Origin of the sequence: Aneurinibacillus sp. UBA3580 (genome assembly GCF_002375825.1) — a bacterium.
In the GTDB taxonomy this organism is placed as follows: Bacteria; Bacillota; Bacilli; order Aneurinibacillales; family Aneurinibacillaceae; genus Aneurinibacillus; species Aneurinibacillus danicus.
In genome coordinates this window covers 37,478-50,822 of sequence record NZ_DFMZ01000024.1, presented here as the reverse complement: position 1 = coordinate 50,822, position 13,345 = coordinate 37,478, and the positions used below count along the sequence as shown (strand labels likewise).

Genomic DNA, 13,345 nt, shown 5'->3' with positions numbered 1-13,345 from the left:
TACAGCACCTGCCATTGGTGTCATGTCATGGAGAGGGAAAGCTTCGAAGACCAAGAAGTTGCCGATCTGCTCAACCAACATTATGTTTCCATCAAAGTCGATCGTGAAGAACGCCCGGATGTCGATCATATTTACATGGAAGTCTGCCAGGCCATGACCGGACACGGTGGCTGGCCGCTCACCGTCGTCATGACGCCGGACAAAAAACCGTTCTTCACCGGCACATATTTTCCAAAAGAAAGCAAATACGGTCGGCCGGGCCTCATGGACATTCTTACGCAGCTTCACAGCAAATGGACGGAAGATCAGGACCGTGTTGTCCGCACCGGTCAGCAAATCGTCGATGCCATCCAGGAACACCACAGCAAAACAAAAGGCAAAGGGGAGTTGACGAAAGAAACGCTTACCAAAGCCTACGAGCAGTATGAGAGCACATTCGATCCGCAGTATGGCGGATTTGGACAGGCGCCTAAGTTTCCGTCACCGCATAACCTTTCTTTCCTTTTGCGTCACTGGAAACTAACCAAGCAGACGCATGCGCTGGAAATGGTCGAAAAGACGCTGGATGCCATGCATCGTGGTGGTATATATGATCACGTGGGAGGAGGTTTTTCCAGATATTCTACTGACGAAAAATGGCTAGTCCCGCACTTTGAGAAGATGTTATATGATAACGCGCTGCTTGCGCTCGTTTATCTAGACACCTACCAGGCTACTGGAAAAGAAAAGTATGCGGATGTGGCCCGCCAAATTTTCACATATGTACTCCGTGACATGACCGATCCGGAAGGCGGATTCTATTCAGCGGAAGACGCTGACTCAGAAGGAGAAGAAGGCAAGTTTTACGTCTGGCGGCCGGAAGAAGTTCATGCCATCCTCGGGGAAGAAGACGGGGCACGCTTCAACCGGGTGTACGATATTACGGACTATGGAAAATTCGAGCATAGTACGAGCATTCCGAACTTAGTCGAGAAATCGCTCGAACAATCGGCACAGGAAGAGGGCATGGAATTAGACGAACTAAAGCAGTTCATTGAGAAATGCCGTGTGCAGTTGTTTGAAGCGAGAGAAAAGAGAGTGCACCCACATAAAGATGATAAAATTCTAACCGCCTGGAATGGGCTGATGATCGCGGCGCTGGCCAGAGGGGCAGTTGTACTCGGTGACGAAGAATACGCGAAAGCTGCCGCGAATGCGGTCCACTTTATCGGAAATAAGCTGCAGCGTGAAGATGGTCGTCTGCTTGCGCGATACAGGGATGGCGAAGCAGCGTTCCCTGGGTATCTGGATGACTATGCATTTTTAATTTGGGGACTGCTTGAATTATATGAAGCAACGTTTGAGGCGGATTATCTCATGTATGCGTTGGAACTTCAGGAGCAGCAGTTTGCACTGTTCTGGGATAAAGAGAGTGGCGGGTTTTATTTCTATGGCAGTGATGCGGAGCAGTTGCTGACGCGCCCGAAAGAGCTGTATGACGGGGCAATGCCATCAGGAAATTCAGTAGCGGCAATGAACCTGGCCCGATTGTCTCGCCTAACAGGAAATGATGACATTGTACGCCTCACCAGTGAGCAAATCTCAGCATTCGCAGGGGATGTGGCGTTGCATCCGATGGCATACTCCCATTTTATGATGGCGGTGCAATTCTTATTTGGACCGACACAAGAAGTCGTGATTGCAGCACCAGACAAACAAGCGGCTCAGGAGATGGTGCAGGAAGTTCGAAGGCACTTTATGCCGAATGCCGTTGTGTCCGTCGTGACAAATGAGACAAGAGAAAACTTATTGCTTCTAGCCCCAATGTTGACGGATAAAACGACGAAGGATGGAAAAGCAACGGCCTATGTCTGTGAGAACTTTGCCTGTCAGGCGCCGGTGACAAGCCTTGAGGAATTGAAACAACAGCTGACATAAACGGTTTCGAAAGCTCTCTCCTTTTTCTTCTTTTGTACGTTTACAAACTAGGTACGTGCACTGTCTCTATTATGCTTTTTTTAACATACAATGAGTATGGGACGCAGCAGTACAGAAGAAAAAGGAGGTGTTTCGTCATGAAGAAAGACAGTTCAAACCGGAGGAAAGAACTGCATGCCATCAACCAGCGGCTATCAGGAATTAAAAATACGCTCCGTAAAATAGAAGGTAACATAATCGAGACAAAGGATAACAGGGAAAAACTTGAAAATACGTTGTATAACATTGAAGCTCATATTAAGGAGACAAAGGATAATAAGGAAAAACTTGAAAATATCCTGGTAGAGCTAGCAGAGGTTAAACAGCATCTAGCCAAAAGAAACAATAGACAGCCTAGAAGGCGGCGCGATAAGGGCGAAGCGGAAGTTCAAACTGCTCCGAAGAAGAACCAGGCAACAGACGCAGAAAAAAGCAGCCTAGAGGCTTTACTTGGAAATATGGACTTCGCCCAGATCGTAAAACTTTTGCAAAACCCGATGGTGCAATCTATGTTAAAAAACATCTTATAAAAACAAAAAAGCACGTATCCCTTTAAAAGATACGTGCTCAGAATGGGAAGAAACCTTATTTGTAAAAACAAAGAATTTCCCGCAAAGAATTTGATGCCCCGCATTCGCTCCTATAAGCTTTTAGAGGTATGAGGAAACATTTTTATACCCTTGGGCTACGATTTTCAAAAAGATACTTTCTCAACAACCGACCTTAGTCTAATACACAATTAGACTAAGGTTTTCTAATTTTGTTCGAATTATTTCGTATCATAAATACATCCGTCTTCCCTTACTTATGTTGCTGATGGATAGGCCTCGATTTTAATCGTAGAGGCTATACAATCAGCATGCGCATCTCCTGCGAGATCTGCTTTTACATCTGCATCTCGTATCTTCTCCTCTGACCCTAGCGCACATACAGTTTGAAGAAGCGCCAAATTGGTTGGATGCTTTACTTATAAAATAACCATACGTACTCTCTAAAAAATTACCTATTTTCTTTATCATCTTTATCCCTCTTTTTCAATTTTTCTTCTTTCCTGCGTAAGGAAAGAAGGCTTCTGCCACTTTCCTTTGAGGAGCTCCCGTCATATATATACTATGAACGGAAATACGGAGAGTGATGGGACAAGGTCTAGGTAAAGATCCCATTTTTTATCGACAAAGGAAAGAGGGAGAAAGAAATGATATCTTGGTTTCTTTGGGGGCTACTGGGAGTGGCTCTCATCGCCGGTGCCTATTCGTATTTTTTTCTGACGGGGTTTCGTGAAATGATTGGCTGCCATATTGGAATGAATATAACGATGACAGCAAGCGTGCTTGGAATCGCAACAGGTATTGTATTTGCCTATCAATTCCCTTCTATTTATACCGTTGTTACCATTATCAATACGCTTGTGGCCGTTATGATTGGTGTTTTGTTTGGATCGCTTGGTGATTTCCAAACGGTAATAAGCGGGGCAATAAGCGGTATAATGGCAGGAATCATGGGCCCGATGCTGGGGGCTATGGCTGATCAGCCGTTTCTTTTAATGACATGTATTACAATCGTGAGTGTTTTTTCCTTTGTGGTTGTATGTTTTTCTGTAAGACTCGAAAAAGAAGAACAAAAGGGAGCTTCTGAAAACGGTATGGAGAGGGAGAAGGACTAAGGTATAGCCTCAAACGTATATTGAATCCTGCTCGTTTCTCCGTCTTTTACAATATGGATGTCAGCTGTCCATTTTCCAGCCATTGTGGGAGTAACCTTTGCGAGAAAGCCTCCATCTTTTTTTTCAACAGGCACCGTCGTTTGGCCGTGGTTCATCCCTGACATTGACAACGTGATGGTTACCTCGGTGTTCTTTAGTGAATGGTCCTCTGGTTTTGTTGATGTGATGAAAAGCTCGTTTTTCTGATGGACTTTTGCCGGTAAAGGATGTAGATGTATCTGGATATCCTGCCTCGGTTGAATGGGTGTATTTTTTTCTGAACATCCTGCGAAAAATAGTGGGGTGAAAAATCCAAGCATGATAAAAAAAGCAAGGGATTGTTTCATTCTGTACATTCTTATTCTCCTCCCATTTTCAAACTACTCTATTGTATGCAGAGGTACCGTAAACAAAACGGAGATTTTGTACGCCAAGCAGATGAGGTAGAGTAGTAAACCTGAGTCATTCAGAAATCCCCCGGAAATTTAATTCCCCTATTTGTAAATGGCAAGCCCGAAGCCTTGAAAAAAGGCGGTAACCTAACACTCGTCTGTACTTGTCTGCATAGTATGCAGTGTAGTTCAATCCACTGTACATGGGAGGTGGGCATATGGGCTTTTTTGGTGAGAGAGAAGAAATTGGGATTATCCTTGTTCTCTTTATCCTCTTGGTCATTATTGCGTGTGCATGTGACTAATAGGTAGGAAAAGGATTCCCCTGCTCGTTATGTAGCAGCAGGGGAATCACTTAAGAAACCCAGTTGAAAGCAGGAGAATTACCCCGATATCATTTTCGGCAAACTTAACTCTTCAGGATCACTTTTGAGCGATTAAAAGTGATCCTTTTTCTTAACAAGGTTATTCCATCTCTTTTAAAGAGAGGCATTCGCCTAACACTCGTCCATACCTGCCTGAATAGCATGAAATTATGTCTTAACCTAAACCTAAATAAGAAGAGAACGGGCTGTTCTTCATCATGCACGCTGACCTCGTTTATCGCAAAACAAAAAAACCATGGATGTAGAACCATCCATGGCAAATAAGATACAGCAGCACCCATTAAATGAAGAAAAAGAATGGGAAGAAAAAGCGACGGAAGAAAAAACGTCGTCTGCGTCTGCGTCTAAAAAATCTTTGTGACGCTTGAACATCCTCTTCTTTAACGTTTACGTTCTCCTCAAGGAGTTTAACGGAAGGATCATTGACAGTATAATGGTCCGGCAGTAATACAGTAACACCTTTTCTATTCACACTTTCAATTTTTCCATAGAAGGAACCGGACTTTGTATTGATGACTGTCCATTTCCCTGCTTTTTCTGCCAATGTTCGACGAAGCTCAGACATTCTTTGATTCCACCTTTCTTAATGACTTCGTTATAGAATATGAGGGAATATAACGTCTCGTCCTAGTTGAGTGCCTTAATCACCGTCCATATTTGGTATTACATTCCCTTCGTCAAATGGACGAAGACAATCAGCGATATCCTCAAAAAAAGACTCTATTAGGGGGTGATGCTTTGTTTTAAATTGGTGATAAGATTGTTTACCCAATGCATGGTGCAGGGGTAATCGAAAGCATAGAGGAAAGGGGATACTACAATAGGACCAAAACATCCTTCCAATCATCAGCCGGAACATAGGATGAACACAGGAGTTGTCCATATCGAGAAAAAGGAAAAGGAAATGATTGTTCAGTTGAGATTGCCGGGATACAGCCATAAAGATATACAAGTGGAAGTTGCGCAAGGTACACTATCCATTCTGGCTGCACATAAACCCGGGAGCCTTATAAAAAGTATAGCATTACCAGAAAACACAAAAACAGAAAAGATACGGGCAACCCTTCATGATAACACGCTAACGGTGTTCATTCCACTACGAAGCATTGATGAGATGGCCATACACCTCTGGCATAAACGGCACAGCATTTCTGTTGAATAACAAAAAACGCTATGGATTGGTTTCCGTAGCGTTTTTTTATCGCAGATGCAGGAGGTAAGAGAATATCCTCTTACTTTGAAAGGGGAGAAAAATTCAGGAGCCCGTATCCCTTTCGTGCTCCACTCCGCTTATTCAGGCGCTTCAAATAACTCTCAGCCCTAGCGCCATTCAGCTCAGGATGGCGGCCAAGCACGAGAGCCGCTCCACCGCTAACATGCGCGGCTGACATCGACGTACCGCTCTCCGTCCTATATCCGCTTCTCCAGCTGCTTCTTATGTCTACTCCAGGTGCCATCATGTCGACCGGACCTCTTGTGCTTGAAAAGGAAGCCCGCTTCATCTCCCGGTCAACCGCCCCGACTGAGATGACCCACGGAAAACGTGCCGGATAATCCACAAGCCCGCTGCGTTCCCCGTCGTTTCCTGCCGATGCAACCAAAATCATTCCCTTCTGGTGAGCTTTTCGTGTCGCGTATTCCAGGGCGGCGTTATAGTTGCTGTCTCCAAGGCTCATATTCAGCACTTGTATATGGTTATCCATCGCCCATTCAATGCCCCTGATTACATCGCTAATTCTCCCGCTGCCGTCCCGATCCATCACTTTAATCCCGTAGAGCTTCGCTTCTGGAGCAACTCCATAAAGGCCACCGGCTCGACCGCTGGCGGCGATAATGCCAGCTACATGAGTGCCGTGTCCGTTATCATCTGTAAAATTGCGGTTTTGTGCAATGATATTGTATCCTCCGGCAACACGGCCGCGCAGAGCCGGATGCGAGGAGGCAATGCCGGTATCCAGTACGCCTACACGAACGCCCTTCCCTGTACTTTTGGGCCAGGCGTCCGGTGCATGAACGATCTGAATGTTCCAGGGGATGGGGGATGCAGACGGATTGAGGATAGAGGGGGCGGCCCGGTGTACCCGGATTTGAATGTCCTCCTCAACAAGGGAAAAAGCGGGATGCTTACTAAAAAATTTGATGTTCTCAACATCAGCAACGATGAAAGGGAAATGCTTGTGGCAGTACAAAATCTCAATCCCATTCTGCTTCATACAGACTTTACGGGCCTGATTCATGTTGGCTTTTACATGAATCAGGTAACGTTTTGCCATAAATCAGCCTCCTCTTCCTACATGGTTAGTACCAGTATATGAAAAATGGAGTGAATGGGGATGTAATAGGAGAAGGGAGATACCTAAATTTTCGCCCTGTTTTATAAGGGCATGTAAACAAAATCTTGTCGCGTTAGTAAACAAGCAAAAGGAAGTACTACATTTAACATTTTTAGGACAGCGGAATTCAAAATGTATGCTATCGCCTCGTTACATATCAAAATTTTTACCAATACAATATAGTATAGTACAGGATAGGGGAGATGCAAAGAGTACATGAGTAAGGTCATGATGATCCATCCTTTATCACCTCTACGTTACACGGCCATAGGAGACTCTATTACCGCAGGGATTGGAGCCTGGTTTAATTATGGATATGCTTATCAGTATCGAGATTTCATAGAAAAAGATTGGAAAACACGTGTCATTTTTCGCAATTTAGGAAAGGCAGGCTGGACAAGTCAACAATTGTTACACAGGCTCAGAAATGACGCCACCTTTTTCAAAGCCATACAGACAGCAGATATCATCACATGCTCCATTGGTGGAAACGATTTACTTCAGGCAGGCCGTGTTTATGATAAAACGAAGAATAAAAAAGCAGTAGAAATGGCGCTTCAAAATTTTCGCCATAATTTTCTTTTTATCGATCAAAGTATTAAAAGCATAAAAAAATCCTCCACTGCTCCTTATATGCTCCGCTATATCGAACTCTATAATCCTCTGCCTGAATTCCCCCTGGCTCGGCAGTCGGTGAAAAAACTAAATCAAATTCTCCATAAGGCAGCCGACTCCCATACAAAGATTGCCCCTGTATATGCTGCCTTTTTACATCAGGAAAGTACATTGTTATTTATCGATGGCAAGCACCCAAACTATAAAGGTCATCGCGTAATTGCAGAAACCATTAGAAGTTTAGATGCTAAACCTTAACATTTGCCCAATCCCGTACCCATCATCTCATGCATCTCTTATGTAAAAGGGGGGAAGTACATGGCTTCCGGTATTTACAACAAATTACACTATTTTATTGACTATATTGTTTTGTATCCACTAAATTGGTAATAGTGTTACCGTATCTTTTACTTCCAGAGTTTCAATCATTTCATGCCACGATTTCGGTTTGTTCGATAAGACGGAATAATAACGTTTCAAGAACTTCACGATAAGATCCGTTTTAAGTTCATCCACATTATCGTTCATCGGAAGGAAACAAAGGTCAAGCCCTGTTACAGCCTCTCCATCATTATTCCAGGATGGGTGGACATAAGGGAAATCAAGGCGTTTATAACCAAGATGTGATAATACCTCACGACGAACATAGGGATCCATAGGTTTAATCCCGCCAAATTCAAAATGCTCTACCCGATAAGGATCATAAATTTCGGCAAACATTCCATATAACTGCTTTCCATTTGCTGCGGCCAAGGAATTTAAATCCTCCAGCCTCTTTTGGGCTAAAAATCGGCCGATACCGAGGCCTGCCTGACCAATAATCGTAAAATCTGTCATCGCGACATTAAAATCTTCATAATAGCGGTACTCCGTCGCCCCTACTACCTTCCCTTCATAAACAGCAACAAAGACACGAATTCCCGGATCTTCCAAAGGCTCTTTCCAAAGATCAAATTCCAATACTTCTTCGGGAGGAAACACGTCTTGCATGAATTGATGCATTTGCTTAAACAAAGGATCTTGTATATTCGTAATTCTGCGATATTCCATTTTTATCATTCTCCTTGTTTAGATATTGATGTATAAAAAGGATTTTTCCACTCCATAAGTACTCCATAATTACACGATTCCTCATCCTCTAAATAGTTCGCCACCACTTTAACAGGAGTACGGCCACAGCGAAGCAAGAAGGTGATGACGGGATCTTTTAGCTCGCCTTTTACGACAGCTTCAAGATACTGTTCCGGCGTCATCTCATTCGCTTTTTTATGATATCCAGGCATTCTTCCGCCGCCTAACAACCGTTCCAATCCTTTTTGAATAACGACGTTATACATGGATAACAACAGCCATTTTCCTAATCCTAATTTCCGGTAGGAGGGACGCACGCTAATATCGACGACATACAGTGTATTCCCATTTGGATTATGGTTTCGAAATATACCCATTATCCGTAATCTCTTCCCATGTATGTTCCGGATGCTCCGGATCAAAGTCAACAAGCAATCCGGTCATCGATCCTGCGATTTCACCATTAACCTCAATGCATAAGGCTCCTTCGGGGAACAAAGTAACATGGTTATGCAATTGTTCCTTGTTCCACCATAATTCAGATGGGAACGGCGGAGGAAAACTTTCCTGTTGAATGTGAATTAAACCAGGAAAGTCAGCTTCTTTGTAATTCCGGATGACCGCGGAGACAGGTCGATCGTGATCAAAAACATAAAACTCTTTTCGATACATTCTTCTATTCCTCCGTAACGCGGATAGGTTCCTCTTCATTCCAATCCGGATAGAGATCGATACGACGATCACGCCATGTAGTCACAGAACCGCTTTCACGAACCTGATATAATAGTTCAAGATTTAAGTCAGCGGTAACAATCATATCATTATTCAGTTCTCCCTCGACCAGGATGCCGCGGGGAGGGAATGGAATATCGTTTGGTGTAATCACCGCCGCTTGCCCAAAATTCGCACGCATAAAGTCAACCGTAGGAAGCGAACCTACTGTTCCTGTAGTTACGACATAAACTTGATTTTCCACCGCTCTGGCATGGCTTGTATAACGGACGCGGTGGAACCCATGACGATCATCGGTACAGGAGGGACAGAAAATAACATCAGCGCCTTTCGCCTTCGCCATCCGAACAATTTCCGGAAATTCTATGTCGTAGCAGGTAAGCATGGCAATCGTGCCTTTCTCTGTCTCAAATACCTGTAAACTTTCGCCTGGCGTCATGTTCCACTCCTTGACTTCTGTTGGTGTGATGTGAAGCTTAGGCTGTTCTGCGATTCTTCCATCCGGGTAAAATAAATGAGCGACATTGTATAAGTGATTGCCTTTACGAATGACATGGGTTCCCCCAATAATATGCATCTTTGTTTGCTTCGCAAAGGATGAGAATAAGTCACGATATTGTTCTGTAAAGTCAGGCAAATCATTAATGGTTAAAGCATGCCCTTGATTATCCCCGATGGACATCAATTGCGTCGTGAAAAATTCGGGGAATAGCACAAATTCTGCACCGAATTCCTCGGCTGTTTTAATATAATGTTCGACTTGCTTGGCAAATTCTTCAAAAGACTGTATAGTATGAAGATGATATTGAACCGCTGAGACCCTCAGTTGCATTGCTTTTCCACCTCTTTTATCATTAATTTAACAAATTTCCTTCAATCCTTATTAGTTATGAGTGCTATCGATATTATTAGACATATAATAAATTTGAGCAAGTACACACTTTTATGTAACATAGTATGAAAAGTATACTATATAAAAATAAAGCAAAAAAGGGGATCGAAAAGAAAGATACACCTCTCAGAGTATCTCTGCTGGAACGTTCTTATATTCTTATATATAGGCAATGTCACCGTATATGCGTAAAAAACAACGTGCAGTTCCTTTTATAAAGGTCACTGCGCGTTGTTTTTTTGAATCCATAAAAGAGGGAGCGTTTTTGCTACCGGACGGACTTGCTCTTTTCTTCCTGCTTCTGCATGACCGTTTCCATATAGTTTTTACCCCATTCATACATAGCATCAAGGACAGGCATTAAGCTTTTTCCCAGTTCTGTCAGTGAATATTCCACTTTTGGCGGAACAACGGGATAAACTTTGCGGTGAACAATCTGATCTTCTTCCAGCTCCCGCAGATGGTTGACCAGCATTTTTTGTGTAATGCCGGGGATAAGGGCTTTCAGTTCGCTAAACCGCTTTGTACCACTTTTCCCTAAATGCCACAAAATAATCATCTTCCACTTTCCGCCGATGACGGAAAGAGTCAATTCTTTTTCACAGTTAAATGTTTTATCATGAAAACGTCCCATTCGTTTCACCTCGACGTTTATTATAAACCATAGTATACTTTTTGATACTATATTTTATTAAAGTACATACTTAGTATACTGGCATCCATACAAGCGATAAAACTGTAAAAGGAAAAGAGTTCGAGAAGACCATCCTTCAACCAGGGTGGTTTTTCCTGTTTTGATTCACTTTTTCATTTCTATAAATTAGCTCTTGAAAGTCAAATAAGGTCAAATTATAATAAAGGCATAGGTCAAAGAAAGTCAAAGTCAAAAAACAATCAATAAGAATTTCATTCATTATGTGCTTTAAAGGAGGAACGGATTATGCTTTGTCAACACTGCAATCAAAAACAAGCAAATGTGTTCTTAAACATCCAACGACAAGATAAATTGCAAAGATTATATTTGTGTCATGACTGCTACGCAAAAATGACGAATAAAACGGGAGCAGGCATGAATTTAGGGTCTTTCCCTCATATGTCCGGATTTGACGAGTTTTTTAAAGGGTTCGGAATGCCTTTGATGAACCAACACATGGCCAAAGAAAATATTCAATCTCAAGCATCGGGTCAGGGTGGCATTCTGGATGGCGTCGGACGCAACTTGAGCGAAGCGGCCAGGGCGGGACTCATTGATCCTGTCATCGGACGCGATGACGAAATCGAGCGTGTAATTGAAATTCTAAATCGCCGTAACAAAAACAACCCTGTTCTGATCGGTGAGCCAGGGGTAGGGAAAACGGCGATCGCGGAAGGATTGGCTTTAAAAATCGCAGAAGGACAAGTTCCTTCTAAGCTGCGTGACAAAATCGTGTATACGCTTGATGTGGCGTCGCTTGTGGCGGGTACCGGAATCCGCGGACAGTTCGAAGAGAAGATGAAACAAATGATTGCGGAGCTGCAAAACCGCAAAAACGTGATCTTGTTTGTCGATGAAATCCATCTTCTTGTCGGCGCAGGCTCAGCCGAAGGATCAATGGACGCCGGAAACATTCTGAAACCGGCGCTGGCCCGTGGCGAGCTGCAAGTCATCGGGGCTACCACCCTGAAAGAATACCGTAAGATTGAAAAAGACGCTGCCCTGGAGCGCCGCTTCCAACCTGTCATCGTCAAAGAGCCGACAGTGGAGGAAGCGATGCAGATTCTGCAAGGGATTCGTCAAAAATATGAATCGTACCATCAGGTAACGTATTCTGATGAAGTCATCCGTGCCTGCGTTGAATTATCCCACCGCTACATTCAAGATCGCTTCCTGCCTGATAAGGCGATTGATCTCCTGGATGAAGCGGGTTCAAAGGTTAATTTGCGTGCTTCCGGGCAAAATACGGATGAACTGCGTTTCCGTCTTGCTCGGGTAAGCCAGGAGAAAAAAGAAGCTACGGCTAAAGAAGAGTATGAACGTGCGGCCAAGCTCCGCGATGAAGAAAACCGCATTCTTGAACAGCTCGACCAAATGGACGGAGACGAGCAGCGGGCAGTAGTGACTGTAGAGGACATTCAGGAAATCATTGAACGCAAAACAGGAATTCCTGTGAAGAAGCTGCAAAGTGATGAGCAGGCGAAAATGAAAAATCTGGCCGAGCATTTGGAAGGCAAAGTAATCGGGCAATCCCACGCGGTCAGCCAGGTATCGAAAGCGATTCGCCGCAGCCGTGCAGGATTGAAACCGAAAAACAGACCGATTGCCTCCTTCCTGTTTGTCGGTCCAACCGGTGTAGGGAAAACCGAGTTGACGAAGGCGCTTGCCGAAGAGCTGTTTGGTACGAAGGATTCCATGATTCGCCTTGATATGAGTGAGTATATGGAGAAACACTCCGTCTCCAAATTAATCGGTTCCCCGCCGGGATATGTCGGTCACGAAGAAGCAGGTCAATTGACGGAGCGTGTTCGCCGAAATCCGTACAGCATTATCCTGTTAGACGAGATTGAAAAGGCGCATCCGGACGTGCAAAACATGTTCTTGCAAATTCTTGAAGACGGACGCTTAACCGACAGCCAGGGACGCACCGTAAACTTTAAGGATACCGTCATTATTGCGACAAGCAACGCGGGAGTAGCCGAGAAGAAAATTACGGTCGGATTCGGGGCAGAGGAAGCGAACGATACTCCGTCTGTAATGGGCTCGCTCACTTCTTATTTCAGACCTGAATTCCTGAACCGTTTTGATGCGGTGATTTCATTTAACCACCTGACGGAAAATCATCTTGTCCGCATTGTCGATTTGATGCTGCGGGACATTACCTCAAATCTGGAAGAACAGGGAGTGGAACTGACCGTTACTGAGGAAGCGAAAGCGAAGCTGGCCGAACTGGGATATGACCGTGCCTTCGGTGCCCGCCCGCTGCGCCGCGTGATCCAGCAGCATGTAGAGGATGGTATCGCCGATCTTGTCATTGAGGAAGAGGAGGTAAAACACATCCTAGTCGATGTAGACCAAGGCGAAATTAAAGTAATGAAGAAAGCATAATATAAGCGAAAGCGGAGAAGCGCTGGGTCGTGCTTCTTCGCTTTTTTCTGTGAAAATCGTGAGAAAAGAAGGAGAGGGAGAGGAAAGAAGATCCAGGGAAGAAAAAGGCGTTTGCCTTTTTCCCCATTAAAATCCTCTCCTCATTCCTTTCTCTCTTTTCCCTCGTACCACAAAAGTCAGCCGC

The 13,345-nt window shown here is 44.1% G+C and carries 13 protein-coding genes and 1 pseudogene; 7 read left to right on the top strand and 7 right to left on the bottom strand.

All coding sequences use genetic code 11. The features are described from left to right. The 3 genes from B2899_RS03990 to B2899_RS03980 form a co-directional block, all read left to right on the top strand. Positions 1-1,917 (top strand): thioredoxin domain-containing protein (locus B2899_RS03990; RefSeq protein WP_286884192.1); only part of this gene is annotated, 1,917 nt, incomplete at its 5' end. A 137-nt stretch (positions 1,918-2,054) separates the two neighbouring features. Further along, positions 2,055-2,486 carry a hypothetical protein gene (locus tag B2899_RS03985; protein WP_170230328.1) on the top strand — a complete coding sequence of 144 codons (432 nt, stop codon included), beginning with the start codon at positions 2,055-2,057 and terminating at the stop codon, positions 2,484-2,486. A gap of 665 nt (positions 2,487-3,151) precedes the next feature. Beyond that, entirely contained in the window at positions 3,152-3,619 is a 468-nt protein-coding gene (locus tag B2899_RS03980; protein ID WP_286884190.1) for a hypothetical protein, read from the top strand. Here the strand turns inward: B2899_RS03980 and B2899_RS03975 are convergent. Beyond that, complete coding sequence (locus B2899_RS03975) at positions 3,616-4,014, bottom strand: FixH family protein (RefSeq protein WP_146811307.1); 399 nt, start codon at positions 4,012-4,014, stop codon at positions 3,616-3,618. The genes B2899_RS03980 and B2899_RS03975 overlap by 4 nt on opposite strands. Before the next feature lie 702 nt (positions 4,015-4,716). Further along, on the bottom strand, positions 4,717-5,001 hold the full coding sequence (locus tag B2899_RS03970) for a hypothetical protein (RefSeq protein WP_146811306.1): 285 nt from the start codon (positions 4,999-5,001) through the stop codon (positions 4,717-4,719). 182 nt (positions 5,002-5,183) lie between these two features. Between B2899_RS03970 and B2899_RS18385 the strand changes: the two genes are divergently transcribed. Further along, positions 5,184-5,297 (top strand): CarD family transcriptional regulator, encoded by a 114-nt coding sequence (locus B2899_RS18385; RefSeq protein ID WP_371863569.1) that lies wholly within the window; start codon positions 5,184-5,186, stop codon positions 5,295-5,297. Position 5,298: 1 nt separating this feature from the next. After that, on the top strand, positions 5,299-5,598 hold the full coding sequence (locus B2899_RS03960; RefSeq protein WP_286884187.1) for an Hsp20/alpha crystallin family protein: 300 nt from the start codon (positions 5,299-5,301) through the stop codon (positions 5,596-5,598). Positions 5,599-5,668: 70 nt separating this feature from the next. On the opposite strand, the gene B2899_RS03955 is transcribed toward B2899_RS03960, so the two are convergent. Next, positions 5,669-6,709, bottom strand: coding sequence for a S8 family peptidase (locus B2899_RS03955; protein ID WP_146811304.1), 1,041 nt, complete (start codon positions 6,707-6,709; stop codon positions 5,669-5,671). A gap of 276 nt (positions 6,710-6,985) precedes the next feature. Here B2899_RS03955 and B2899_RS03950 point away from each other — a divergent pair, with 276 nt between their 5' ends. Continuing rightward, the gene (locus B2899_RS03950) at positions 6,986-7,642 is read left to right on the top strand and encodes a GDSL-type esterase/lipase family protein (protein WP_286884185.1); all 657 of its coding nucleotides are present in this window, start codon (positions 6,986-6,988) and stop codon (positions 7,640-7,642) included. A 120-nt stretch (positions 7,643-7,762) separates the two neighbouring features. On the opposite strand, the gene B2899_RS03945 is transcribed toward B2899_RS03950, so the two are convergent. From B2899_RS03945 to B2899_RS03930, 4 genes and pseudogenes are all read right to left on the bottom strand, one after another. Continuing rightward, a complete protein-coding gene (locus tag B2899_RS03945; RefSeq protein ID WP_146811302.1) occupies positions 7,763-8,434 on the bottom strand; it encodes a GNAT family N-acetyltransferase in 672 nt (223 codons plus the stop codon). Between the two features lie 5 nt (positions 8,435-8,439). After that, positions 8,440-9,127, bottom strand: a pseudogene (locus B2899_RS03940) (GNAT family N-acetyltransferase). A 4-nt stretch (positions 9,128-9,131) separates the two neighbouring features. Continuing rightward, positions 9,132-10,019: a carbon-nitrogen hydrolase family protein gene (locus B2899_RS03935; RefSeq protein WP_146811300.1), complete on the bottom strand. Its 888-nt coding sequence runs from the start codon at positions 10,017-10,019 to the stop codon at positions 9,132-9,134. Between the two features lie 328 nt (positions 10,020-10,347). Then, positions 10,348-10,713: a winged helix-turn-helix transcriptional regulator gene (locus B2899_RS03930; protein WP_146811299.1), complete on the bottom strand. Its 366-nt coding sequence runs from the start codon at positions 10,711-10,713 to the stop codon at positions 10,348-10,350. A gap of 306 nt (positions 10,714-11,019) precedes the next feature. Here B2899_RS03930 and B2899_RS03925 point away from each other — a divergent pair, with 306 nt between their 5' ends. Continuing rightward, entirely contained in the window at positions 11,020-13,161 is a 2,142-nt protein-coding gene (locus B2899_RS03925; protein ID WP_286884182.1) for an ATP-dependent Clp protease ATP-binding subunit, read from the top strand. Positions 13,162-13,345 lie beyond the last annotated feature (184 nt).

Bases quoted from the DNA above. Each gene is read 5' to 3' on its own strand.
- B2899_RS03945 (WP_146811302.1), bottom strand. From the start codon at position 8,434: ATGGAATATCGCAGAATTACGAATATACAAGATCCTTTGTTTAAGCAA.
- B2899_RS03935 (WP_146811300.1), bottom strand. From the start codon at position 10,019: ATGCAACTGAGGGTCTCAGCGGTTCAATATCATCTTCATACTATACAG.
- B2899_RS03960 (WP_286884187.1), top strand. From the start codon at position 5,299: ATGAACACAGGAGTTGTCCATATCGAGAAAAAGGAAAAGGAAATGATT.
- B2899_RS03955 (WP_146811304.1), bottom strand. From the start codon at position 6,709: ATGGCAAAACGTTACCTGATTCATGTAAAAGCCAACATGAATCAGGCC.
- B2899_RS03980 (WP_286884190.1), top strand. From the start codon at position 3,152: ATGATATCTTGGTTTCTTTGGGGGCTACTGGGAGTGGCTCTCATCGCC.
- B2899_RS03975 (WP_146811307.1), bottom strand. From the start codon at position 4,014: ATGTACAGAATGAAACAATCCCTTGCTTTTTTTATCATGCTTGGATTT.
- B2899_RS03930 (WP_146811299.1), bottom strand. From the start codon at position 10,713: ATGGGACGTTTTCATGATAAAACATTTAACTGTGAAAAAGAATTGACT.
- B2899_RS03950 (WP_286884185.1), top strand. From the start codon at position 6,986: ATGAGTAAGGTCATGATGATCCATCCTTTATCACCTCTACGTTACACG.
- B2899_RS03985 (WP_170230328.1), top strand. From the start codon at position 2,055: ATGAAGAAAGACAGTTCAAACCGGAGGAAAGAACTGCATGCCATCAAC.
- B2899_RS03970 (WP_146811306.1), bottom strand. From the start codon at position 5,001: ATGTCTGAGCTTCGTCGAACATTGGCAGAAAAAGCAGGGAAATGGACA.
- B2899_RS03925 (WP_286884182.1), top strand. From the start codon at position 11,020: ATGCTTTGTCAACACTGCAATCAAAAACAAGCAAATGTGTTCTTAAAC.